At 33.0% G+C, this 24,453-nt stretch carries 21 protein-coding genes; 7 read left to right on the top strand and 14 right to left on the bottom strand.

The annotated features are described in order from the left end of the window. Window positions 1-5: 5 nt before the first annotated feature. Window positions 6-680, top strand: coding sequence for a uracil-DNA glycosylase (locus K8Z87_RS10890; protein ID WP_227477612.1), 675 nt, complete (start codon window positions 6-8; stop codon window positions 678-680). On the opposite strand, the gene K8Z87_RS10885 is transcribed toward K8Z87_RS10890, so the two are convergent. The 5 genes from K8Z87_RS10885 to K8Z87_RS10865 form a co-directional block, all read right to left on the bottom strand. Further along, window positions 670-1,524, bottom strand: coding sequence for a substrate-binding domain-containing protein (locus K8Z87_RS10885; protein ID WP_227477592.1), 855 nt, complete (start codon window positions 1,522-1,524; stop codon window positions 670-672). The genes K8Z87_RS10890 and K8Z87_RS10885 overlap by 11 nt on opposite strands. An 18-nt stretch (window positions 1,525-1,542) precedes the next feature. After that, the gene (locus K8Z87_RS10880; protein WP_227477591.1) at window positions 1,543-2,412 is read right to left on the bottom strand and encodes a nucleoside phosphorylase; all 870 of its coding nucleotides are present in this window, start codon (window positions 2,410-2,412) and stop codon (window positions 1,543-1,545) included. Continuing rightward, a complete protein-coding gene (locus tag K8Z87_RS10875) occupies window positions 2,402-3,340 on the bottom strand; it encodes a DUF1835 domain-containing protein (protein ID WP_227477590.1) in 939 nt (312 codons plus the stop codon). Before K8Z87_RS10875 ends, K8Z87_RS10880 begins: the two co-directional genes overlap by 11 nt. Window positions 3,341-3,345: 5 nt before the next feature. Continuing rightward, on the bottom strand, window positions 3,346-3,678 hold the full coding sequence (locus tag K8Z87_RS10870; protein ID WP_227477589.1) for a translation initiation factor: 333 nt from the start codon (window positions 3,676-3,678) through the stop codon (window positions 3,346-3,348). An 83-nt stretch (window positions 3,679-3,761) separates the two neighbouring features. Next, entirely contained in the window at window positions 3,762-4,709 is a 948-nt protein-coding gene (locus K8Z87_RS10865) for an isopenicillin N synthase family dioxygenase (protein ID WP_227477588.1), read from the bottom strand. A 149-nt stretch (window positions 4,710-4,858) separates the two neighbouring features. On the opposite strand from K8Z87_RS10865, the gene K8Z87_RS10860 reads away from it, so the two are divergent. Both K8Z87_RS10860 and K8Z87_RS10855 read left to right on the top strand, forming a co-directional pair. Beyond that, complete coding sequence (locus K8Z87_RS10860; protein WP_227477587.1) at window positions 4,859-6,859, top strand: alpha-ketoacid dehydrogenase subunit alpha/beta; 2,001 nt, start codon at window positions 4,859-4,861, stop codon at window positions 6,857-6,859. 12 nt (window positions 6,860-6,871) lie between these two features. Beyond that, a complete protein-coding gene (locus K8Z87_RS10855) occupies window positions 6,872-7,750 on the top strand; it encodes a formylglycine-generating enzyme family protein (RefSeq protein ID WP_227477586.1) in 879 nt (292 codons plus the stop codon). On the opposite strand, the gene K8Z87_RS10850 is transcribed toward K8Z87_RS10855, so the two are convergent. From K8Z87_RS10850 to K8Z87_RS10840, 3 genes are read right to left on the bottom strand one after another with little or no spacing between them, the layout of a single operon-like run. Beyond that, entirely contained in the window at window positions 7,745-9,307 is a 1,563-nt protein-coding gene (locus K8Z87_RS10850; protein ID WP_227477585.1) for a sulfatase, read from the bottom strand. The genes K8Z87_RS10855 and K8Z87_RS10850 overlap by 6 nt on opposite strands. Window positions 9,308-9,334: 27 nt before the next feature. Further along, window positions 9,335-10,222, bottom strand: a complete 888-nt coding sequence (locus K8Z87_RS10845; RefSeq protein ID WP_227477584.1) for a BPSS1187 family protein — start codon at window positions 10,220-10,222, stop codon at window positions 9,335-9,337. A 3-nt stretch (window positions 10,223-10,225) separates the two neighbouring features. Further along, on the bottom strand, window positions 10,226-10,930 hold the full coding sequence (locus tag K8Z87_RS10840) for an aspartate/glutamate racemase family protein (RefSeq protein WP_227477583.1): 705 nt from the start codon (window positions 10,928-10,930) through the stop codon (window positions 10,226-10,228). 185 nt (window positions 10,931-11,115) lie between these two features. Here K8Z87_RS10840 and K8Z87_RS10835 point away from each other — a divergent pair, with 185 nt between their 5' ends. After that, the gene (locus tag K8Z87_RS10835; protein ID WP_227477582.1) at window positions 11,116-14,340 is read left to right on the top strand and encodes a WD40/YVTN/BNR-like repeat-containing protein; all 3,225 of its coding nucleotides are present in this window, start codon (window positions 11,116-11,118) and stop codon (window positions 14,338-14,340) included. Between the two features lie 4 nt (window positions 14,341-14,344). Beyond that, a complete protein-coding gene (locus K8Z87_RS10830; RefSeq protein WP_227477581.1) occupies window positions 14,345-15,973 on the top strand; it encodes a M28 family metallopeptidase in 1,629 nt (542 codons plus the stop codon). Between the two features lie 34 nt (window positions 15,974-16,007). Here the strand turns inward: K8Z87_RS10830 and K8Z87_RS10825 are convergent, their stop codons facing one another. From K8Z87_RS10825 to K8Z87_RS10810, 4 genes are all read right to left on the bottom strand, one after another. Beyond that, window positions 16,008-17,024 (bottom strand): helix-turn-helix domain-containing protein, encoded by a 1,017-nt coding sequence (locus tag K8Z87_RS10825; RefSeq protein WP_227477580.1) that lies wholly within the window; start codon window positions 17,022-17,024, stop codon window positions 16,008-16,010. Window positions 17,025-17,061: 37 nt separating this feature from the next. Continuing rightward, window positions 17,062-17,556 (bottom strand): hypothetical protein, encoded by a 495-nt coding sequence (locus K8Z87_RS10820; protein WP_227477579.1) that lies wholly within the window; start codon window positions 17,554-17,556, stop codon window positions 17,062-17,064. Window positions 17,557-17,758: 202 nt separating this feature from the next. Further along, a complete protein-coding gene (locus tag K8Z87_RS10815) occupies window positions 17,759-19,066 on the bottom strand; it encodes a dipeptidase (RefSeq protein ID WP_227477578.1) in 1,308 nt (435 codons plus the stop codon). 403 nt (window positions 19,067-19,469) lie between these two features. Then, entirely contained in the window at window positions 19,470-20,039 is a 570-nt protein-coding gene (locus tag K8Z87_RS10810) for an ExbD/TolR family protein (RefSeq protein ID WP_227477577.1), read from the bottom strand. Window positions 20,040-20,196: 157 nt separating this feature from the next. Between K8Z87_RS10810 and K8Z87_RS10805 the strand changes: the two genes are divergently transcribed. Both K8Z87_RS10805 and K8Z87_RS10800 read left to right on the top strand, forming a co-directional pair. After that, window positions 20,197-21,711 carry a DEAD/DEAH box helicase gene (locus K8Z87_RS10805; RefSeq protein WP_227477576.1) on the top strand — a complete coding sequence of 505 codons (1,515 nt, stop codon included), beginning with the start codon at window positions 20,197-20,199 and terminating at the stop codon, window positions 21,709-21,711. A 100-nt stretch (window positions 21,712-21,811) separates the two neighbouring features. Continuing rightward, complete coding sequence (locus K8Z87_RS10800; RefSeq protein ID WP_227477575.1) at window positions 21,812-22,528, top strand: hypothetical protein; 717 nt, start codon at window positions 21,812-21,814, stop codon at window positions 22,526-22,528. Here the strand turns inward: K8Z87_RS10800 and K8Z87_RS10795 are convergent. Then, entirely contained in the window at window positions 22,503-23,078 is a 576-nt protein-coding gene (locus tag K8Z87_RS10795) for a pseudouridine synthase (RefSeq protein ID WP_227477574.1), read from the bottom strand. The genes K8Z87_RS10800 and K8Z87_RS10795 overlap by 26 nt on opposite strands. Continuing rightward, window positions 23,075-24,439 (bottom strand): glycoside hydrolase family 113, encoded by a 1,365-nt coding sequence (locus K8Z87_RS10790; protein ID WP_227477573.1) that lies wholly within the window; start codon window positions 24,437-24,439, stop codon window positions 23,075-23,077. The genes K8Z87_RS10795 and K8Z87_RS10790 overlap by 4 nt, the downstream gene beginning before the upstream one ends. Window positions 24,440-24,453 lie beyond the last annotated feature (14 nt).

The following is a 24,453-nucleotide window of genomic DNA, read 5'->3' as shown; positions in this document are numbered from 1 at the left end:
TGATGATAAACGTAAACATACATCCCGGTTGGAAAAGATGCCTTCAGGAAGAATTTAAAAAACCTTATTTTGAAAAACTAATCGATTTTGTAAAATCAGAATATAAATCGCATCAATGTTTTCCTAAGGAGAATACCATTTTTAATGCCTTTGATAGGTGTAGTTTTGCGGACACAAAAGTAGTTATTATTGGTCAAGATCCATACCACGGAATAAATCAAGCTAATGGATTGTGTTTTTCAGTTAATGATGGTATTCCTCATCCACCGTCACTCATCAATATTTTTAAAGGAATAGAAAAAGATTTAAAAATACCTTATCCAAAGAATGGCAATTTAGAGCCTTGGGCAGATCAAGGTATCTTATTACTAAATGCAACACTAACAGTTAGAGCTCATCAAGCTGGTAGCCACCAAAAAAAGGGATGGGAACAATTTACTGATGCTGTGATACAACTTATTAGCCGTGAAAAACAAAATGTTGTGTTTTTACTTTGGGGAGGTTTTGCAAAAAAGAAGGTAAAGCTTATAAATACGGAAAAACATTATGTTTTAACCTCTGGACATCCATCACCTTTAAGTGCCAATAGAGGATATTGGTTTGGAAACAATCACTTTAGTAAAACGAATGTTATTTTAAAACAATTGGAAGAAAAAGAGATAAATTGGTCTATAACTTAGTGGCTAAAGCACTGTAATCCCATTTTTCTGAAATGATATTTAAATCAAATAATTGATCTTGAACATTTTGAAGCGTTTGTTCATCAATAAGTTCTTGAGACCACTCGGTCAATGATAACCATTCTTGTACATCTTCTAATTCTTGATCATAACGATTAGAAATTGTTTTATCTATACTAGGAATGTTTTTAAAGTCTATAGTAGTATCATTAACGATATCTAAAATTGTTTTTACTTCATCTTTGTGTGTCTCTAAAAAGTCATTGCGTACAGCAATAACAAAACAAGGCCATGGAGAAGGACAATTGCCTATACGCCTAAATGTACCATTATCTACTAGAGGTTTAGTAGTAAATTTTTCCCACATAAAATAATCCGCTTTATTATCTGTTAAGCCTTTAACAGCACCATCTAGATTTTTAATAACTTCAAAATTGAGATCTTTTTTTAAATTCCAGTTATTGTTTTTAGCATTTACATATGCCATAAGATGCGAGCCAGAACCATAACGGCTTATAGCTGCTCGGGTACCTTTTATATCTTCTATAGTTTGAAATGTTGAAGCATTAGCGACATGGATGCCCCAAATTAAAGGAGAAGCGACATACGTTTGTATAATTGTAGACGGATTACCTTCAATAATATCTTTTACAATACCTTCGGTTAATATAACTGCTAAATCAATATCACCGTTTCGTAAACCTTTGCACATGGCTCCGGTGCCACCAAAATAATCTTTCCAGCGTAGATTGATGCCTTCAGCTTTATATTCACCATTTTTAAGACCTAGATACCAAGCTAAGTTAAAATGTTCTGGTACACCACCAATATTAATTTGTTGCATATTTATTTTAAATTTGGGTTATTCTACTAATTTATTTAATGTATAGCGTATTAAATGATCTACAACATCAAGAGGTCGAGTACTAAATTGACCTGTAGCTCTATTGGCAATAATAGCATTCATAGATAAAGCACGATGACCTAGTAATTTTGATAAACCATAAATGCCAGCTGTTTCCATCTCTAAATTAGTGATGGAAATTCCATTATAATTGAAACGTGTCAATTTATCGTTTAGCTTATTATCTTGAACAGATAAGCGAAGAACACGACCTTGAGGACCATAAAACCCGGCATTTGTAGCTGTAAATCCTTTATAAGTTTTATCTGAGCTTAATTTTGAATACAATTGTGCATCGCAAGCTACAACATACGGACTAGACTTATCTGTATACCATTCCGTTTGTTCTATAATTGCTTGTGCAATATCCTTTTGTTGAATTGCTCCGCTATTATAAAAATGTAATAAACTATCAAAACCTACCGCATACTCACTAATTAAAAAAGAATCAATAGGAACAGCTTTTTGTATAGAGCCTGAAGTACCGATTCTAATAATATCTAGTGATTTTAATTGAGGTTTAATTGTACGTGTTTTTAAATCAATGTTCACTAAGGCATCAAGTTCATTAAAAACAATGTCTATATTATCGGTTCCAATACCTGTGGAAATAACAGTAATGGGTTTATTTTTATATGTACCTGTTTGTGTATGGAATTCGCGTTTTTTAGTCCTAAAACGTATAGAATCAAAATATTTAGTAACACTATCTACACGATCTGGATCACCAACAGTAATAATGGTGTCTGCGATATCTTTTGGCCTTAAATTTAAATGATAAATACTGCCATCGGAGTTTAGTATTAATTCTGAATCTTTAATTGGCATTGAAAACTGTTTTTATAAGTTTGTTTTCGGCATCACTAAATTGATAATCTAAACGAGAAAGCCCACCAAAAGCCATATCATTATTAACTTCTAAAGCAAAATTATGATGTCCTAAAAGCGCTTCATGTCCTTTTCTATTAAGTTTTAAACTTGTATTTTCAATAGTGAAAAACGGGTTAAGTTTATCTATAATTCTTTTAAACTGTGTATCTCCAAAACCATAAAACCCTTGATGGCTTAAGCAATATCCTAACAAATGATGTTTAGATTTTATGTCTTGATCTTTTATAATCTTTAAGATGTTTTCTTCTATAATACTAAGTCCTGTTTTTTGATTAGGGAAACGTTTTAAGTGGGCTTTTAAGCAATTGCTTAAATACTTAAAAGATGAATTTTTAGTAATATATGGTTTTAATATATTGTGATCTTTGCCACAGTAAGTTCTCCATAGGGCAATAGCTAAGGCTTTATCTTTTTCTGTTATTTGCACCTTGTTTTTATAATGCTGATCGAGTTGATCTGGATTAAGTTCTCCCAAACCTTTCAAACTTTTTTCACCTTTAACACGACCGCTACACACTAAATATAATGGTTTGTTGATTTCTTTTTGATGTAATAGGTTAATAACACCAATCATGTTTATATGGCAGAACAAATCATATTCAAACCATAAAATAATCTCAGTGTATTGATCGGCTTGTTCTAAGATTTTTAAATCTTTATCTAAATTATACCGATCGGTTTTAATATTGTATTGATTTGTTAAAAATTGACGTCGGATAGAGAAAAACTCTTCATTAATGGCAGGAATTGTTGGACCTTCACACAACATTTCTCGCCACGTTAAAATATCGTGTGTATAGTTTAATTCTCTTAAATAATCTGTTAAAGCATCACCATTTGTAATATGCAAAATCCTTTTAGTCATAGTAATTAACCTCCAACTCGCTTTACATTAAATCCCATAACTTTTAACATTTCCATGATCTGATTTCTATAATCTCCTTGAATAATAATCTTATCGTCTTTAAAGCTACCACCAACACTAAGCTTTGTTTTTAGTGTTTTGGCTAATGCCTTAAAATCTTCAGTAGCACCAGTATAGCCTTCTAAAATAGTAATAGGCTTCCCTTTTCGTTTTTCGTACTTACAGATAATAGGATCGTCTTGCAACCAAAGCTTTTTAGAATTAGATTCTGATGTTTCAGTTGATTCTTCAGGTGTATGATCTGGAAATAAATTTTTTAATTGATCTTGTAAATCCATTGTTTCTAGCTTACAGTTTTCAGTAGCAGTTTTCAGAAGACAGATAAACAATCTATTTGTTTACTGAGACTGCATACTGTACACTATTTTTTCAATCCTAATTCAATTAAACGTTGATTTAAAAACTCCCCAGCAGTAATGTCTTCATACTGCTTTGGATGATTCTCATCGATACAGTTGTCTAATACATTAAGTTTCATTTCACTTATAGGGTGCATAAAGAACGGAATGGAATACCGAGATGTTCCCCATAATTCTCTTGGTGGATTTACCACGCGATGAATCGTAGACTTTAATTTATTATTGGTGTGGCGAGATAACATATCGCCAACGTTAATCATTAATTCATCGGGTTCAGCAATGGCATCAAGCCATTCTCCATCGTGGTTTTGTACTTGTAATCCGCGTCCTTGAGCGCCCATTAATAAGGTAATAAGGTTTATGTCGCCGTGAGCAGCAGCTCTAACGGCATTTTTAGGCTCTTGTATTATTGGAGGATAATGTATAGGTCTTAATATAGAATTACCGTTATGGATGTAATTATCGAAATAGGTTTCTTCAATATTGAGATGTAACGCTAACGCTCTTAAAACATATTTAGCTGTTTTTTCAAGCATTTTATAGGTTTGTTTCCCTATAGCATTAAAGTGTTTCAGCTCTTTTACTTCAATATTATCTGGATATTCTTTTTTTCGTTCTTCATCATCTTCTACATATTGCCCAAAATGCCAAAATTCTTTTAAATCACCTTCTTTTTTTCCTTTAGCACTCTCTTTACCAAAAGAAACATAACCACGTTGTCCACCTATACCAGGAATTTCATAACTTTCTTTAACATCAATCGGAAGATCGAAGAAATTTTTGACTTCACTGTATAAATTATCTACCAATTCATCGTCTAAAAAATGGCCTTTAAGAGCAACAAAACCAATGTCTTCATAGGCTTTGCCTATATCATTTATAAATTTTTGCTTTCTATCTGGGTCATCAGATAAAAAATCTTTAAGATCTACACTAGGAATTCTTTCCATGATATATAATTTAAAATATGCGTTATTATACAAATGTAACAAAAATAGACACAAACTAAAGTGCTATTAATCGACTTAAAATAGAAGGCTTATACCGCATATTTGTTCCAAATTTATTTACATTTGAAATATTAAAGAAATTATGTTTCATGGCGGCAAAAAAAGAGTTAAGCATTACGTATAACAGAGCAAATCTTAACGATGAACTTCTATTGCAATTGTATTACAATATGCTTAGACCAAGGTTGATAGAGGAGAAGATGCTTATTCTCTTACGTCAAGGAAAAATATCCAAGTGGTTTTCTGGTATTGGACAAGAAGCTATTTCAGTAGGAGTTACTATGGCTTTGCATGATGATGAATATATTTTACCGATGCATCGTAATTTAGGCGTGTTTACAACGAGAGCGATTCCTTTGTCTCGTTTATTTGCGCAATGGCAAGGTAAAGCTAGTGGATTCACTAAAGGTAGAGATCGCTCATTTCATTTTGGTACTCAAGAGTATAATATTGTTGGAATGATCTCGCATTTAGGGCCACAATTAGGTGTTGCTGACGGTATAGCTTTAGCGAATCTATTAAAGAAAAATAATAAAGTAACCGCTGTATTCACTGGAGAAGGCGGTACGAGTGAAGGAGATTTCCACGAAGCCTTAAATGTGGCTTCTGTTTGGCAATTGCCTGTAATTTTTTGTATTGAAAATAATGGCTATGGGTTGTCTACACCTACGTCAGAACAATATTTCTGCAAGCATTTAGCAGATAGAGGTAAAGGCTATGGTATGGAATCTCATATTATAGATGGTAATAATAGTGTTGAAGTCTACAATAAAGTTAGTAAACTAGCAGAAAGCATAAGAAAGAAACCGCGCCCTGTATTGCTAGAGTTTAAAACCTTTAGACGTCGTGGTCATGAAGAGGCTAGTGGCACCAAGTATGTTCCAAAAGATTTAATGTCGGCATGGGAAGCTAAAGACCCTATCGATAATTTTAAAACTTACCTTTTTGACAATGGTATTTTAGATGACGCTACAAATACTAATTATATAAATGCTATTAAAGCAGATATTGAAGATGGATTAACCTCTGCTTATGCAGAAAGCACTATTGTTCCTGATAAAACCATTGAATTAGGTGACGTATATAAAAACTTTAACTATCAAGAAGTTAAAGGTAATAATAAAACAAAAGAAATCCGTTTAATAGATGCTATTTCTGAAGGCTTAAAACAAGCGATGGAGCGCCATGATAATTTAGTGATTATGGGGCAAGATATTGCAGAATATGGCGGTGTATTTAAAATTACTGAAGGGTTTGTAGAAGCTTTTGGAAAAGAGCGTGTTCGTAATACACCTATTTGCGAATCTGCCATCATTGAGGCAGGAATGGGTTTGTCTATTGCCGGAATGAAAGCCATTGTAGAAATGCAATTTGCTGATTTTGTGAGTTCTGGATTTAATCCTATTGTAAATTATTTAGCAAAATCACATTATAGGTGGAGTCAGAATGCTGATGTTGTCGTTCGTATGCCATGTGGCGCAGGAGTTGCAGCAGGTCCGTTTCACTCACAAACTAACGAAGCATGGTTTACTAAAACGCCTGGTTTAAAAGTGATATATCCTGCATTTCCTTACGACGCTAAAGGCTTATTGGCTACTGCAATTGAAGATCCTAATCCTGTGCTCTTTTTTGAACACAAAGCTTTATATCGTAGTATTCGTCAAGAAGTACCAACAGATTATTATACTTTGCCTTTTGGTAAAGCTTCGATTTTAAAAGAGGGAAATGCAATTTCTATTATTACTTATGGTGCCGCAGTGCATTGGGCTTTAGAAACTCTAGATAATAATCCAAGTATACAAGCAGATCTTATAGATTTACGTTCACTTCAACCTTTAGATAAAGATGCTATTCTTACGTCTGTTAAAAAAACTGGAAAAGCTATTATCTTACAAGAAGATTCTATGTTTGGTGGTATTGCATCAGATATTTCTGCAATGCTAATGGAAGACTGTTTTGAATATTTAGACGCGCCTGTAAAGCGTGTTGCTAGTTTAGAAACACCTATTCCATTTATTAATCAATTAGAAGATCAATATTTAGCTAAAAGCCGCTTTGAAGATGCTTTAATGGATTTGTTAGCGTATTAATTTTAGTATTCAATGCGTGTTAAATTAGTAGTATTCATATCCGTTTTATATTTAGGATGTGTTTCTGATTCCAAAGAGACTATTTCAGAAGGGATGATTTATATTCCGAATAAACCATCTTCCATTAATGCATTTTTTATGGATGAAACTGAAGTTACTAATGCGCAATTCTCTCGTTTTGTTGAAGCAACAGGGTATATAACCATAGCTGAACGACCAATTATTTGGGAAGAACTTTCTAAAGATTTACCTAAAGGCACCCCAAAACCAGCAGATAGTTTATTACAACCAGGGTCGCTAGTTTTTCAGCAAACTAAAACCTTAGTGCCCTTGAATGACCCAACGATATGGTGGAAGTTTACCTTAGGTGCTAATTGGAAACACCCTAACGGACCTGAAGATAATTTAAAGGGTAAAGACAATCATCCTGTAATACATATTGCTTGGGAAGATGCTACTGCTTATGCAAAATGGGTTGGAAAACGTTTGCCTACAGAACAAGAGTGGGAATGGGCTGCGCGCGGTGGTATTGATAATGCACTTTATCCTTGGGGAAATGAAGACATTAACAAAGGAAAACCTAAAGCCAATTTTTGGCAGGGTTTGTTTCCTCATATAAATAATATGAATGATGGGTATTTGACTTCGGCACCTGTAAAATCATTTCCTCCAAATAACTATGGATTGTATGATATGGCAGGAAACGTTTGGGAATGGTGTCAAGATAATTACAATAACACTTCTGAAAGAGTTATGAAAGGTGGCTCTTTTTTATGTAATGATGATTATTGCTCAGGTTATCAGACTTATAATCGCATGAGCTCAACACCAGATACAGGTTTAAGTCATACGGGGTTTAGATGTGTAAAATCAATACCAACAGAATTATAAGCTAGGTTTAGCATTACGCCAACCTTCATTTAGTTGTTTTGAAAGCGTTTCTATAGCTACTTTATATTTTTCATCCTGAACAATATTTACCGTTTCAGTAGGGTCGTTAATGGCATCATAAAGTTCGGCTGTTTTATATTCACCACGTTCACCTTTTTTAGGATCCCAACCATACCATTCAATATAATGATACTCTTGAGTATTGATAGAATATCCCATATAACGTTTTCCATCAGCAGATACTCTTGGGCGCCTATGAAACTGACTAAAAGCAGCTTTTTTCCATTTGCGCTTAGGGTTTTCAATAAGCGGAACAAAACTAGTACCTTGCATATAGTCGGGCACAGGAATATTTGCCAATTCGCATAATGAAGGAAATATATCAACCAGTTCTGTAAATGCATGAGTTTGTGTACCTCTATTAATTTGATCAGGATATCTTATAATCAAAGGCACTTTTAAATCAATATTGTAATTAGTCATTTTACCCCAACTGTTATGATCACCTAGTTTCCAACCATGATCTCCCCAAACGATAATGATTGTATTGTCATAAATACCAATATCTTTCATGTGATTCACAAGATCACCAAGCAATTTATCTACATAACTTACACTTGCGTAATATCCTTGCCTTAAAGTGCGTGCTGTATCTTCTGGCATTACAAATGCTGATGTAGGATGACCAATATGATTAAAACCATCATAATGCCTTAACTCATACATCGAATTCATAGAATGAATAGGTGCATCTTTAGGAATTTTAGGATTGCTAGCTAAAGGGATTTTGTTTTTATCATAAAGATCCCAATATTTTTTAGGCGCAGTAAATGGTAAATGTGGCCTAAAGAAACCTAAACCCATATAAAAAGGCTGATCCATTTTAGCCAAACGCGTCAATACATTTTTTGTAAGTTTGTTCTGAGCTCCGTCGTAATACATAGTGTCATGTACATCGGCAGCTTCCCAAGCAGGTCCTGTATTCCAACCGTCTGCATAACGTATAGGACGTAATTTTAGTAAAGAATCGCGTTTTATTTCTTGTGATTTAGCAACCTCTTCACTAATGTAAAAGGTTTCACCATCACGACCAATCCAATCTGGTTTTAGATATCTTGACGGTCTTAAATCAGGCTCATCCCAAGAAATGGAATCAGGCATATAATTATGGAATATTTTCCCCAAATTAACTGTATAGTAGCCATGCTTTGAAAAATACTGCGGCATGGTTACAGTATTAGGGTTAATCTCTCTAAACTTATCACCTAAATGCCACACACGTGTAGAATCTGGTCTTAAGCCTGTCATTAAACTTGCTCTTGAAGGTGCGCAAACCGCAGATTGTGCAAAAGTTTGTCTAAAAGTGATGCCTTCTGATGCTAATTGATCGATGTTAGGACTATGAACTATTGTATCTCCATATACACCTAAACTAGGACGTAAATCATCAATAGAAACAAATAAGACATTAGGTTTTTTCTTAGGTTCAGTTTTTTGTTTTGCACAACTTAAAATCAGAAATACCAATAACAGATATATACAATGTTTTTTAATCATTATTTCGATGTTTTAATTTGCTTAATATTATAAATTCCCATCTCCTAGAGCTTCAATCCATTTATCAATATAAATAGTGTTTCTAATTCCTTCTCCATGTGCTCGTCTTCCTTCACGCACTTTAAGACTTAAAGAATAGGTTTGCGTATTTGGAATACCCATCGCTTCATATGACTCGGCTATAGGCTTAGCATTTGGTTCTAATGTGTGATAAAAACCAAACCATTTTTCAGCAGGCGTAATACTTTTATTGTAATACCATTTTGCTATTTTTTTAACTTCAGAATAATCCCAACCTCCAGAAAAAGTAATGATTCTGTTTACAAGTTCTTGCTTTGCTATAAAAGCAGCCATGCCACCACCTTGAGATTGACCAGCAACAGTAATCATATTCCAGTTTGGTTTATCATTATTAAGATAAATATCCCAATTGCTTTTTTTATCAGTTTCATTAAGATGAATTAATAATTTAGCAAGTCGATTAACTATTGCATCTTGTGGTTCATCAGGGATTAATGGCATAGAAACATTACCAAAAATTCTACGTTCCCTAAATTTTTTAGTACAATCTGAATCATTAGCTAAATTTTCGCCTTTGCAAATACGAGCAACAGCCTGTTTATTAATATATGATAAATTAATAACCCGATATCCTTGTTTAATAGCAGTTTTAAAAAAAGCTTTTGGGCCTTTTTCAGGAATGCCGTTAGTTCCTGGTAAAAACAATAGTAATTTTCCTTGTGGATTAGAATTATCATACATTATGAAATGTGCTACATCCGTATTTTTTATTGTAGCATCTGTAATAGAAGGTTTAATTTTTAATTCAATCAGTTCATCACTTTGTGAAAAAGCTTGATAAGATGAACTGTTTAAAACAACTACTACTAATACTATGTATATTATTTTATTCATTTATTATTTTTTATAATTTCTCAAAATAAAATTTGTTCCCGCTTTTGCATGGATTAATGTTGTATTGAAAATTGGAATTTTCAAATCACTTGCATTAATCATTAACGGAAATTCAGTACAACCAAGTACAACACCTTCGGCACCTAATTCAACTAAAGATTGAATTACATCTAATACATAAGTTTTAGATTTCTCTATTATTTTTCCGTAAGTTAGTTCTTGTTGTATAATACGGTGTAATTCATTGATTTGTTTTTCTGTTTCTGGTAGAAGCACATCTATATTATGATCTGCTATACGATTGCTTACAAAAGGTTCTGTCATCGTATATTTAGTGCCTAAAAAACAAACTTTATTAATATTCATATTATTAATCGCTTCAGCAGTCGCATCTGCAATATGAAGTATAGGGATATTAATTTCTTGCAATACTATAGGGTAGACTTTGTGTGGTGTATTTGCACAAAGCATTAATTGTTCAGCACCAGCAGCAATTAAACTATTTGCAGCCTTTAGTATAAGTTCAGCAATGGCTTCCCAATTATTTTCGGTTTGATATTTATGAATTGCTGACTGATTTAATGTGTAAAGCAATAGTGGTGGATTGGTATTGTCACCAAAGAAATCATTGACCTCTTGATTGATGTATTTGTAATATTCAATGGTAGAATGCCAAGATGTACCACCAATTAAACCTAAAGTTTTCATATGTATTAATCTCTACTTTTTGAGAATAAATATAGGCAATTAATAGAAGTAGAAATACCATTTTTAAACTTTCTCTTGCTTAATATGCAATCTTAACTGTTAATCTCTTTTAACATAAGTTTTACACTATATTCATTACCTTGCTTCTTCTAACTTTTCAATTACCAATTAATATAATTTTTACAATGAAATCAATCTTCAAAATGACATTTCTATGGCTATGTATCTTAGGAATGACACTAACATCTTATGCTCAAAATGTTGATGCAGGTACTTTTAGCGGTCTTAAACTACGTAATATCGGGCCAGCGTTTACTTCAGGTAGAATTGCAGACATTGCCATTCATCCTGAAAACGAAAATGTATGGTATGTCGCTGTAGGTTCTGGTGGTGTCTGGAAGACAGTCAATTCAGGAACGACTTGGAAGCCTATTTTCGATAATCAAAAATCGTATTCCATAGGTTGTATTACCATCGATCCTAATAACACACATACTATTTGGGTAGGAACAGGAGAAAATGTTGGTGGACGTCACGTTGCTTTTGGTGATGGTATTTATGTAAGTCACGATGATGGTGCTTCATGGAAAAATATGGGATTGAAGAATTCTGAGCATTTATCTAAGATTATTGTGCACCCAGAAAATTCAGATATTGTTTGGGCAGTTTCTCAAGGACCGTTATGGACGAGTGGAGGAGAACGCGGTGTTTATAAAACAGTCGACGGTGGTAAAACTTGGAATAGAACGCTTGGTGATGCCGAATGGGTTGGTGCTACCGATTTATTGATAGATCCTCGTAACCCAGATGTATTATACGCTGCAACTTGGCAACGTCAACGTACTGTAGCTGCTTATTTAGGAGGTGGCCCAGGAACTGGAATACATAAAAGTAACGATGGCGGAGAAACATGGATAGAACTTAAAAAAGGAATACCTGGATCTAATAAAGGTAAAATAGGATTGGCAATGTCGCCATTTAATCCTGATGTGATTTATGCAGCTATTGAATTAGATCGTAAAACAGGTGGTGTTTTTATGTCTTCTAACCGTGGAGAATCGTGGACGAAGCAATCGGATGCAGTTTCTGGTGGTACAGGACCACATTATTACCAAGAACTATATGCGTCACCACATCACGAAGGAAAGTTATTCTTAATGAATAATCGCGTATTAATTTCTGATGACCACGGAAAAACATTTTATACAATGAATGAGCGTAATAAACACGTTGACAGTCATGCCATGGCATTTAAATCTTCAGACCCTAATTATGTGTTATTTGGAACAGATGGTGGTTTATACGAAAGTTTTGATTTGACAAAGAGTTGGAAATTCATTAGAAATTTACCGATCACGCAATACTTTAAATTAGGAGTTGATGATTCTGAGCCATTCTATAAAATTTATGCGGGGACACAAGATAATGGTTCTCACGGTGGGCCATCGAGAACAACAAGTTCAGACGGTATTGCGAGTTCTGATTGGTGGAAAACACTTGGTGCAGATGGTCATCAATCTGCTGTAGAACCTGGAAACCCAGACATTACATACGGCGAATTCCAACAAGGAGCATTATGGCGTATTGATCAAACAACCAAAGAAACGGTATTTATTCAGCCACAAGCTAGAGAAGGAGAGCCTTTTGAGCGTTTTAATTGGGATGCACCTATTTTGGTAAGTCCTCATAATCCAAAGCGCTTATATTTTGCTTCACAACGTGTGTGGAGATCTGAAAACCGTGGTGATGATTGGACACCTATATCTAAGGATTTAACGTTGAATCAAGATCGTATTACTTTGCCAATGTTTGGTAAACAACAGAGTTGGGATAATGCTTGGGACATCGGCGCAATGTCTAATTATAATACCATTACTTCTTTAGCAGAATCCCCTAAACAAGAAGGTTTAGTCTATGCAGGAACAGATGATGGACAAATACAGGTCACTGAAAATGGTGGGCAAACTTGGAGAAAATTTAATCTAGCAACTATAAAAGGGTTAGGAGATGTTCCTTTTGTAAATGATGTTCGTGCCGATTTATTTGATGCTAATGTGGTATATGCTGCTGTTGATAATCATAAATATGGGGATTATAAACCGTATGTTATTAAAAGTACAGATAAAGGGAAAAGCTGGAAACTTATCAATGGTGATTTACCAGAACGTTTATTAGTTTGGCGTTTAGTACAAGATCATATCAATAAAGATTTGATGTTTGCAGCTACAGAATATGGTATTTATTTTACATATAATAGCGGAACTAATTGGGTGAAATTAACAGGCGGAGTACCAACCATTGCATTTAGAGATATTACCATTCAGCGAAGAGAAAACGATTTGGTAGGTGCATCATTTGGTAGAGGCTTCTTTATTTTAGATGACATTTCGCCTTTGAGAAATTTTGATGCTTCTATGTTAAAAGCAGAAGCCACTCTATTTGACATTAAAGATGCTTTATGGTATCGCCCTTCGACTCGTGTTGGTAGTCAAGGTGATGCTGAATATATAGCGCCTAATCCAGCGTTTGGAGCAACGTTTACTTATTTTATGGCTAGCAGTGTTAAATCGTTAAAGGGAGAGCGTAAAACACGTGAAAAAACCAATACTGATTTCCCAGGTTGGGATGCCCTTGAAACTGAAAATAATCAAGATGGGCCACATATTTTGTTAATTGTAAAAGATGCTTCTGGTAATGTGGTTAACACGGTTAGAGGTACAAACCGAAAAGGGTTTAACCGTGTAAGTTGGGGTTTAAATCACCCTAATAAAAATGGCGAACGTTTAAACGGACGCGGTGATGGTATTGGTGGCGGTTTTATTATGGCAACACCAGGAACGTATAGCGTAACTTTAGTAAAACGTGTAGATGGCGTAACATCAACATTGCAAGGGCCTAAAGAGTTTAATGTTAAGCCTATGTATGATGGTGCTTTACCTCGTAAATCTTATGATGAATTTAATCAGTTTAGAAAAGATGCATTTAGTTTCCAGCAAGATTTAACGGCTACTAATTCAATGATGGCTAATAGCATTCAGCGTATTGCTGCAATGAAGCGTGCTGCGAATAAAACGACTGCACCAAACGATGCGCTATTAAAACAAATTAATGATGTGCGTTTAAGTTTATTAGCTGTTCAAAAGGAATTACGTGGACATCCTGTTAAGGGTGAAATAGGGGAGCGGTCTGATCCAACACCAAATGACGGAAACCGTATGGTATTTAATGGGTTATCCAATACTTATGGGCCAACAGGAAATCAAAAAGCATCCTTTAATCGTGCTAAAAAACAATTACAAGGCGTAAAAGCTAAACTTCAAGATATTGTAAACACCTTACCAGCTATTGAGCGCAGTTTAAAAGCAGCAGGTGCACCGTGGATTGAAGGGCAAGGGTTAATAAAAAATTAATACAATGAAAGATATAAAAGTATATGCAATTGCTCTGCTAGGATTTTGCCTTTTAGGATGTGATGAGAATGTAGAAGATACAGCTATAGAAGTTAGTGAAGCAACGATACAAAAACATATAGAAGCATTGTCTTCTGATGATTTTTTAGGTCGAAAACCATTTACTGAAGGGGAAGTGAAAACGACAGAGTATCTTAAAAAAGAATTTTCGAAGTTAGGCTTACAGCCCGGTAATGGCGATAGCTTTTTTCAAGACGTCCCGTTAGTAGAAATTACCGGAACACCTTCTGAAACGATGTCTATTACTGGAGCTTCTGAGACTATCGATTTAAATTATGGAAAAGATTTTGTCGCACTCACATTAAAGAGAGAAGAACAAGTGAGTCTTGAAGATTCCGAATTGGTATTTGCAGGTTATGGCATTGTAGCCCCAGAATATGGTTGGAACGATTATGAAGGTATCGACTGGGAAGGAAAAACGGCTGTGGTTCTGGTTAATGACCCAGGATTTAAATCTAACGATTCTACATTATTTAAAGGCAATGAGATGACGTATTATGGACGTTGGACTTATAAATATGAAGAAGCAGGTAGACAAGGTGCAGCAGGAGTGATAATCATTCACGAAACAGAAGCCGCTTCTTATGGCTGGAATGTAGTGGAGTCGAGTTGGAGTGGATCTAAACTCAATTTAGAAAGTGATGCGCCAGTTGCAGATGTACAAGGTTGGATTTCTAATGAAAGTGCTGCAAAACTGTTTGAAGCTTCTAATACAGTTATTGAAAACAAAGATTATGTAGGTTTAGCTCGTAATAAAAATTTCAAACCTTTTTCTCTAGGATTGAAAGTGTCTGTAAGTATTACAAATACAATTAAGAGAGATGTTTCTAAAAATGTAGTGGCATTATTACCAGGGACTGAGCGTAAAGATGAATACATTATCTATTCTGGGCACTGGGATCATTTAGGTGTTGGAAAACCCGTACAAAACGATTCTATCTATAACGGAGCAGTTGATAATGCATCAGGGACAGCGTGTTTATTAGGGATTGCAGAAGCCTTTAAAAATGGTGAACAGCCAAAGCGTTCTATTGTATTCATAGCGGTTACGGCAGAAGAGCAAGGTTTATTGGGATCTGGTTATTATTCAGAACACCCGATATACGATCCTAAAAAAACGGTTGCTAATATTAATATGGATGCGCTATCTAGTCCAGGAAAAATGAAAGATTTAACCATTACAGGTTTCGGACATTCTGAAATGGACGAATACGCTAAAACGGAAGCTGAAGCTCAGGGTCGTTATATCATTCCTGACCCTGAAGCAGAGAAAGGTTACTTCTATAGGTCGGATCATTTTAACTTTGCTAAGATTGGAATTCCTGCATTATACGCCAGTGGTTCTTACGAAGGGTTTGATTATAGCATTGAAGAAATAAAACAATTAAACGATACATATCGAATAAATAGATATCATCAACCTTTGGATGAGTATGATCCTGAAACTACAAAATTAGATGGTATTCAATTAGATGCACAGTTGTTTTATAATGTTGGTCTAAGATTGTCTAACGAAGATTACTTCCCGAAATGGTATGACACCAGTGAGTTTAAAGCAGCAAGAGATAAATAAGAACTTAAAAGCCAGCAGTTAGCTGGCTTTTTTATTAAACTGATATTGTAATTGCTTCTTTTCGAGATTTAATATTGAGCTTAGAATAGATATTATTAACATGAGACTTTACAGTACTTAACTCAATGTGGCATTCTTCAGAAATTTGTTTATTAGATAAACCTTGTTGAATTAAACCTAGTATTTTTCGTTCTTGAATACTAAGCGATTGCAATTGTTTTTTATGAATTGAACCTTTTTTCTTTCTATGGAATAACTGGTAAGCATAGCCTGCAATTAATAAGACAAGTCCAAGGCCTATAAGAATAAAATAATAATTATTTGTTTGTTTTATAGGGTAGGTATTTCTAAATGTATTGAAATAAGGACTATCTTCTGAATTCCATTTTTTGTAAAATTCACCTATAAACTGATTATCATTTTTATTATTAATATCTAAATTACTTTCATAAAGGGCATAAAGTGATACTAATGGATTTTGATTTTGTTCAGCAATACTTTTTAATTCAGCAATCATAGTATCCTTAATTAATTGACGTTGCATCAACGTAGCATTAAAATCGATGTCGTCTTCACTTTTAGTAATGCGTATAACGTGTTGTAAATCTGTGTTAGTAGCATCATCAACAAAAGAAATATAATTAAATAAAGAGGTTGAAACTTTATTGTTAATTGTAATACTAGACGTTTTGCTTGCAATAAGAAACATGTGATTCTCATCCTTACCACCAATAATTAAAGATATTGGAGATGTGTTCTTCTTAGGAATATGTATTCTATATAGCTGATTGCTTTCTGGTAAAAAGCTAATATTAAAACTAAAATGCCCTGAACTATCTATTTCAGTCGCAGAAACAATCATATCATAGGATATGGCCGACATATAATCAAATGTTGGAATATAGGAGAGGTATGCTTTAGATTCCCATATAGTGGTATCTAATTCAATCTCTCCTTGAATAATAGAGCCTTTATTTTTATCTAATTGTGCAGAGCTATAAAAGCTAAAGCAAAACACAAATACAGTATATAAATAAATGTTTTTAAACATATTTAATATAAACAATTGATTAAAGCTATCTAGACTATTAATTAGTTTTGCTTTTCACAGAAACTTTTCCTTTTCCTTTTTCTGATTTTACTTTAATAATCCAATCACCCTCAGTAGGCAAGTTAAATTTCTTATTGATTTCTCCATTTGCAAATTTTGTTTTACTTATAGGAATATAATCATAAAAATTACCTTTATCGATTTCAAGTCTCTTATTATCAGATATTTTTAGCTTTGAGTTAGCTAATTCAAAAACGATGTTTTTTTGTTTAGAATTGTGATATATAACTAACAAATGATCTTTTTTCTTTCTATTTGGATCTAAAAGTTTTATAAAAATAAGCCCTTTCTCAATTTCACATTTAATATTTAAATCTAATGATTTTACATTTTCACCTACATTAATGGTTATAATTTCCTCTGTGGAGTTTCCTTTAAGATCTATAATCTTTTCTTTAGTGTTCGTTTGGGAAAAAGATAAGCTAGTATTTAAAGTGATTAAAAGAATAAATAATTGAACTGTTCGTTTCATGATTTTTGATTTTTAAAAGTTATGAGACAAATGTATCATGTGCTTATTAAAAGAAGAACTGTTTTAAGGTTGAAAAAGGGTTGATAAAGGGTGTAAATGAGTTGTATTATATGTGTTTATTGATCATTATTCGTTTTAAACCAAAAAAAAGCAACAATTGTTTTTATAATTGTTGCTTAGTATGATTTAATAAATTAGAATCTTAGGATTGCGTTTGCAATTGTTTAGCCACAGCCTGTACTTCATCTAAAACACGTAATAAATTCCCAGACCAAAGCTGCTCAATTTCTGCTTCAGAATATCCTCGACGCACTAATTCTATAGTCACGTTTAAGGTTTCTGAGGCATCATCCCAGCCTTCAATACCGCCACCGCCATCAAAATCACTACTAATGCCTACATGGTCAACACCCATTTTTTCTACTAAATAATCAATATGATTTACAAAATCTTGTACATTAACATCGGCAGGAAAATCAGTCATAGTTGCAACTTTTGCTTCTGCGATATCTTCAATTTTGGATAAATATCCGTTTTCAATAATAGAATCTCTAATCTGTTTATCTAAAGATCTAAATTCGCGGCGTCCATAATAAGTAACACCCATTGAGTCTGCAATTTGATTTCTAATTGCATTTGCAGCCTTATTTCTTGCTTCAGATTTTTCAGTATTTAAATACGTTCTAAACGCAACAGTTTGCACGACGCCACCATTTTCTTTAATCCAACTTAATTGTTCATCATCTAAGTTTCTACTATGATTACATAAAGCTCTAGCTGATGAATGTGAAGCAATAATCGGAGCTTTAGATAATTCTACCATTTGTTTAATAGCTTCTTTAGAAGGATGAGAAACATCGATCATCATACCAACACGGTTCATTTCTGCGACTACTAATTTTCCGAAGTCACTTAACCCATTATGTAACCATACATCATCTCCTTCACCAGTATTGCTATCACTTAGTTGACTATGACCATTATGAGCTAATGACATATAGCGTCCGCCCATATCATAGAATTTTTTAACATTGTTAATGTCTAATCCAACAGGATAACCATTTTCAATACCAATCATTGCTATTTTTTTACCCGCATCATTAATACGTCTTACATCGTCAGAACTTGTTGCCAATTCTATCTCATTTGGTGCAATGTATTCTACTAACTTATGGATAGCATTAAATTTTGAAATGGCATTATCATAAGCATTAGCATAGCCTTCAACATTTAATGAGTCTTGTCCTGTATATACAATAAACCATGCGACGTCTAATCCGCCATCATTCATTTTAGGTAGATTGACTTGGTTTTCTAATCGTTGTGTGTAATTAATAGAATCTGTAAAATTAGCTACATTAATATCGCAGTGTGTATCTAATGTAATAACACGTTTATGAATATCTTTAGCTATAGCTATAATTTCTTCTTCAGTTTTTGGGCCTTCGGGTTTGCAACTTGTAGTTAACATAATAATTACTACTGGAAGTAAAAGTGTATTGAGTTTCATTGTCAGTTTTATTTGCAATAAAAATAGATAGAAACCCTTTGATAAACAAAAAACCAATACGGTTTTACGTATTGGCTTTTATTAACTTAAAAATTTAAAGTCTCTTAGCATACTTTAATTGTTTCTAGGTCATCATCTAAACTGTTAGATGTGTTGACGATTTTTGATAAAGCTTTCATAGTTCTTTGTTTTAAAATTATGATACTTATCGGCATCGTCTTTTGCTGTTCCAAGCAAATCCTTTTGTCGTTTCTAATTTGTTCGTTAATTGATTGTTGTTTAAAGTTCTCATGATTGTTCGATTTTTAATTGATTTATACTATAGAGACGACAGAAAAACATAAGTGTTACGAAAAATAGTATGGTTTAACAGACTTTAACGCCGTATTAACGCTGGTTAACACTAGTTGTTTCCTCTTATGTTTGCTTCAGAAAGGTTAAAAGGATAGACTTTACGTAATATTCTTATTTCATCATCTGTTAATTCTGAAGGAGACTTGTTAAACTTATCCTTGGCATATCTTTCACGCAATTCGTAATACGCTTTAGTTAATTCATCTTGAACCTTAACATAATCTCCATAAGTTGTTTCTGCATGATGTGATAATGAAATAACAGCTTTTGTTGGTCGATCTGATGCTGTAAACAAACCTTCACCAGAACAATATTTGCAAGACGCATCTCCATTATTATCTATGAATTTTTTAATGACATCTTTTAACTGCAATAATTCAATACGATCTTCATTAACTAAAATGTCATTATTGGCGTTCATCATTATCCTTAAAATATTTCGCTCACTAACAGGTTTAATACAGTTTTCGTTAACAGGACAAGGTTCAGGTAATTGCCTTAAAATACCTTTATCAGCTGAAATTGTAGTGGTTACTAAAAAGAAGATTAATAATAGAAAAGCAATGTCTGCCATAGAGCCTGCATTTACACTTGGGGAGTTACGTCTGAATGTTTTCATAATTGATGTTTTTAAAATAATGTTAAGAGAATCACAAAAACAATACCAGTTTTTAAATGTTGTTAACAAGAGGCTAGTGAAACCGTTATTATGTGCTATTTTTGCGAAATTAGCCTTCTTAGAGGTCTATTATAACTCTAATTATTTATAAAAATACATGTCTTCAGACACTTCTATAATAAAGGATTCCGCCAATAAAAAACGATTATACGATTATCAGATTAACGATCTTAATCGAATTTTTGACGTAATGAGTGAAAGTGCTGACGATTACAACTTGTTATATCAATTGCCTACTGGTGGTGGAAAAACCGTTATTTTTTCTGAAATCGTTAGACGTTATATTCAAGACCATAATAAAAAGGTTGTTATTTTAACACATAGAATAGAATTGTGTAAACAAACTTCTAATGTGCTCTCTGGTTTTGATGTTAACAACAAAGTTATTAATAGTAAGGTAAAAGATTTACCAGATCAAGACGAATACCAATGTTTTGTGGCTATGGTTGAGACTTTAAATAACAGGCTAACAGAAAATGACTTTGAGTTAAATAATATAGGTTTAGTGATTATTGATGAAGCGCATTATAATTCATTCCGAAAATTATTTAAATTTTTTGAAACTTGTTTTATCCTAGGCGTTACTGCTACACCTCTAAGTAGTAATATAAAACTACCAATGAAGGATAATTATAAGCATTTAATTGTTGGTGATGATATTTCTACTTTAATTAAAAACGGGTTTTTGGCTAAAGCAGAACTTTCTAGTTATGATGTAGGATTAACAACACTAAAGATTGGTATTAATGGAGATTACACTGTAAAATCATCAGAGGCATTATATACAAACAGTCTAATGCAATCTAAGTTGTTAACTGCCTATGAAGATGCTTCTAAAGGAAAGAAAACTTTAATTTTCAATAATGGTATTCATACGTCTAGAGAGGTTTATCATACATTTAGACGAGCAGGATATGCAGTTAAACATCTTGACAATACTGCTAATAAAGAAGAACGTAAAGACACCTTAAAATGGTTTAAAACCACTCCCGGAGCCATACTAACATCTGTAAGTATATTAACTACTGGGTTTGATGAACCTTCGGTAGAAACTATAATTCTCAACAGAGCAACCCGTTCTTTAACTTTATATTTTCAAATGATAGGACGTGGATCTCGTATTTTTAATAATAGAAATACATTTCAGGTTATTGATTTAGGCAATAATATTTCTCGTTTTGGACCATGGGACCAACCTGTAGATTGGCAACATATTTTTAGGTATCCAGATTATTATTTAGAAAATATAATCGATGACGAAACTCTAGAACGTGATTTTGTTTACGTAATGCCAGATGCTTTAAAAAAACGTTTTAAACGATCAAAATCTATAGATTTTGATGTAAAAGCAGAATATAAAGATGTTCTTAATTCAGGAAAGAAATCATTTACTGTTATAGAACGTTCTATAGAGCAACATTCGGTGTTATGTGTTGAGAATTCTGAAGACGTTTTTGAAGCCAGAGCGCATATAAAAGAACTACAAGATGAAATTGCGTATCGAATAAAACAGTATTGTTATTGTATTATGAATAGTACTCAGAATTATAAAGATTGGCTTTTTGAAGAGTATAATAGACGCTTAAGAATAAGTTTTAACGGAAAGTTTTAACTTTTTTTTGAAAGGATTTTAATTTTTATACGTTTAATTTGAATGAGGTATAGTTTTTGTTACATTTTTAGTACAATACCAAATATTTAAATTAACTCGTATGTTAAAACGAATTTTATTTCTTTTTTGTGCATTAGCATTTGGATTTACTCTTAATGCTCAAGGTCCTGATAAGGAAAAAAAATCAATTCGTATTCCTGCTGTAAAATCTAAAAAAGAAAAAGACTCTACACCAAATCGTATAAAAGTAGCACCTAAGAAAAATCCTAAAGCAGATAATAAAGACAAAGCAAAAAACGCTGGAGAAGTTAAGGAGAAAAAAAAATACGTTATTAAAGAATCTGAGCGTCCATTTTCCATGACATATAATGATGGGTTGCGAAGTGCTGGAGAAATCTTTGAAGAACGTTGGAATAAACAAGCTCAGAGGTTAGGTATTAGACGTGTAATGAGCGATCAATTTCTTGGTGAGCATAAAATAGATTCTAAATTTGTAAATATAGTTGCGAGAGATCATGAGGTGCCTGATGGTGATCGTGTAAGTGTTACGGTAAATGATGAACTTATTTATGAAAATGTTTTACTTACAGGTTCTTACAGACGCTTAAGGATTGATTTAAAAGACGGCAGAAACCAAATAGATATAAAAGCCCTTAACCAAGGTACTCATGGACCAAATACTGCTGAGTTTATTGTTTTTGATGATAAAGGAAGCACAGTATCTTCTAAAGAATGGAATTTATTAACAGGTGTTAAAGCAACTATAGTTTTTATAAACGAAAAAGTAACTATTACTCGTAAGACAGCTGAGAATTAATACCTTTATATTCTCCAGGTTTTAAGTCATCCAATTTATAATTACCTACTCTTACCCTAACTAAACGTAATGTAGGAAACCCCATTTTAGACGTCATTTTACGTACTTGTCTAAATTTACCTTCTGTTAATGTAATAGATAACCATGAAGTATTACCATGCTTATCGTCTCTTACAAAACGTTTAATAATATGTGATGTATCTAACAAGCGTTTCACTTTGCATGGTTTAGTTTGATAGAGCTTTCCATTTATTGAGATTTCAACACCTTTTTTTAGTTTTTCTATATCATTATCAGTCGGTATGCCATCAACCATAACATGGTATTCTTTTTCTATTTGTGCACTTCGAATATGGGCACTAAACTTACCATCGGTAGTTAGTAAAAGTAACCCTTCAGATTTTTCATCTAAGCGTCCAATTGCCATTAAATCATTTGAACCATCAATTAATTCGCCCAAAAGCTTTTTGTTTTTTCTTTTACTTTGATGATTAACAAATTGACTTAAATACCCATAAGGTTTGTATATACCATAATGTTGATGCTTCATTTTATAGATTTACCATACCATTTTGCTATTACATTTTGAGCAGGTTTATAACGTGGTGAAAAATTTAGACTCATATATTTAGAATCTGGTTGCGTACGATTATCCCATTCCCAAATATAAGCGCCTTTAAACCATTCTTTATCCCATAATGTTTTAAACATAGCTTCAAAGGCCAATAATTGAGTTTCATCAGACTTTTTTTTAGTTAACACACTCGTAAACTCAGACCATTCCCAGGGTTTAATAGTGCTAGATGCATCACTTCTATATCCAACCTCTGTAAATAAAATAGGCTTATCATATGTTATTGATAAACTTTCTAACGTTTTAATATGTTTATTCCACCCTGAAATAATAGTCTCTAAATTTGGATTTTCATTTTCCGTTAGTGGAAAATAGGCCTGTATTCCTATGTAATCCATTTGATTCCAAAATTCAACATTTTTGTATTCTCCATCCCAATTAGATGCGTAAGTTAATTTTCCGTGGTAAATGGTTTTTATCTCTTTAATTAATTGTAACCATTTCTTTGGTTGCTTTTTTAGAGATGTTTTTAGTTCTGTACCAATACATAATAACTCTACATTATATTTTTCTCCCATTTGTGCATAATGAAGCATATTTGACCTATAGGAAGCAAACCAAGTATCCCATTCACTATCTGAATTTAAAGTAATATTTGAACGCCAACCTTCACTCATCCATAAATGGGGTTTAAGCATAACATGCATTTTTTTACTATGAATTGTTTTTATACTATTAATAAATATAGAATCTCTTCTAGACCATTGACCTATAACATCAGGAGTTGTCATAGCTATGGTAGTTTCGTTTTTTTGATACGTAAAAGGAACTACAGCAACCCATTCTACATTGTTTTTTACAAGTGTATCTATTCCTTTGTTAGAATTACGTCCCCAACCAAACACACTCATTCCACGATGCTTCCCGTCTTTTACATACAAATCTTTAGAATTGCCCGATTTGTTTTCAACCGTATAATCCCATTTAAATTTATAGTTTTCATTGGTGTTTACATATACTGTAGCATTATAAATTAAAAGTATAAGTAGAATAGGTAGCATAACCTTTACAAAAATTTGCTTACCCATAGTTTTGACTCCTTTTGTTTTAAAAACTCCTTTGAAATACAGAATAATTAAAAACAGTATAAATAAAACAACACTTAATATATGAACACCTATTATAAATTGCGAATAAGATAATAATTCAACAAAATTTTTAAAAGCTTCAGTAAATGATATTGAGCTTAAAAACACACTGCTTATTACTAATAGAAATGCAATTAACCAAGCTAAAATATAGCTTTTAATAAATGGGGATATGTATTTTTTAATCATTGATCTTATAACAT

Origin of the sequence: Winogradskyella immobilis (genome assembly GCF_021887715.1) — a bacterium.
GTDB lineage: Bacteria > Bacteroidota > Bacteroidia > Flavobacteriales > Flavobacteriaceae > Winogradskyella > Winogradskyella immobilis.
This window is presented reverse-complemented; position numbering and strand designations above follow the sequence as displayed.

What these genes read in the sequence shown, in the direction of transcription:
- K8Z87_RS10800 (WP_227477575.1), top strand. Translation starts at nt 21,812, where the DNA reads ATGTTAAAACGAATTTTATTTCTTTTTTGTGCATTAGCATTTGGATTT.
- K8Z87_RS10870 (WP_227477589.1), bottom strand. Translation starts at nt 3,678, where the DNA reads ATGGATTTACAAGATCAATTAAAAAATTTATTTCCAGATCATACACCT.
- K8Z87_RS10850 (WP_227477585.1), bottom strand. Translation starts at nt 9,307, where the DNA reads ATGATTAAAAAACATTGTATATATCTGTTATTGGTATTTCTGATTTTA.
- K8Z87_RS10855 (WP_227477586.1), top strand. Translation starts at nt 6,872, where the DNA reads ATGCGTGTTAAATTAGTAGTATTCATATCCGTTTTATATTTAGGATGT.
- K8Z87_RS10865 (WP_227477588.1), bottom strand. Translation starts at nt 4,709, where the DNA reads ATGGAAAGAATTCCTAGTGTAGATCTTAAAGATTTTTTATCTGATGAC.
- K8Z87_RS10815 (WP_227477578.1), bottom strand. Translation starts at nt 19,066, where the DNA reads ATGAAACTCAATACACTTTTACTTCCAGTAGTAATTATTATGTTAACT.
- K8Z87_RS10885 (WP_227477592.1), bottom strand. Translation starts at nt 1,524, where the DNA reads ATGCAACAAATTAATATTGGTGGTGTACCAGAACATTTTAACTTAGCT.
- K8Z87_RS10845 (WP_227477584.1), bottom strand. Translation starts at nt 10,222, where the DNA reads ATGAATAAAATAATATACATAGTATTAGTAGTAGTTGTTTTAAACAGT.
- K8Z87_RS10860 (WP_227477587.1), top strand. Translation starts at nt 4,859, where the DNA reads ATGGCGGCAAAAAAAGAGTTAAGCATTACGTATAACAGAGCAAATCTT.
- K8Z87_RS10825 (WP_227477580.1), bottom strand. Translation starts at nt 17,024, where the DNA reads ATGTTTAAAAACATTTATTTATATACTGTATTTGTGTTTTGCTTTAGC.
- K8Z87_RS10875 (WP_227477590.1), bottom strand. Translation starts at nt 3,340, where the DNA reads ATGACTAAAAGGATTTTGCATATTACAAATGGTGATGCTTTAACAGAT.
- K8Z87_RS10810 (WP_227477577.1), bottom strand. Translation starts at nt 20,039, where the DNA reads ATGAAAACATTCAGACGTAACTCCCCAAGTGTAAATGCAGGCTCTATG.
- K8Z87_RS10835 (WP_227477582.1), top strand. Translation starts at nt 11,116, where the DNA reads ATGAAATCAATCTTCAAAATGACATTTCTATGGCTATGTATCTTAGGA.
- K8Z87_RS10795 (WP_227477574.1), bottom strand. Translation starts at nt 23,078, where the DNA reads ATGAAGCATCAACATTATGGTATATACAAACCTTATGGGTATTTAAGT.
- K8Z87_RS10880 (WP_227477591.1), bottom strand. Translation starts at nt 2,412, where the DNA reads ATGCCAATTAAAGATTCAGAATTAATACTAAACTCCGATGGCAGTATT.
- K8Z87_RS10820 (WP_227477579.1), bottom strand. Translation starts at nt 17,556, where the DNA reads ATGAAACGAACAGTTCAATTATTTATTCTTTTAATCACTTTAAATACT.
- K8Z87_RS10830 (WP_227477581.1), top strand. Translation starts at nt 14,345, where the DNA reads ATGAAAGATATAAAAGTATATGCAATTGCTCTGCTAGGATTTTGCCTT.
- K8Z87_RS10805 (WP_227477576.1), top strand. Translation starts at nt 20,197, where the DNA reads ATGTCTTCAGACACTTCTATAATAAAGGATTCCGCCAATAAAAAACGA.
- K8Z87_RS10790 (WP_227477573.1), bottom strand. Translation starts at nt 24,439, where the DNA reads ATGATTAAAAAATACATATCCCCATTTATTAAAAGCTATATTTTAGCT.
- K8Z87_RS10840 (WP_227477583.1), bottom strand. Translation starts at nt 10,930, where the DNA reads ATGAAAACTTTAGGTTTAATTGGTGGTACATCTTGGCATTCTACCATT.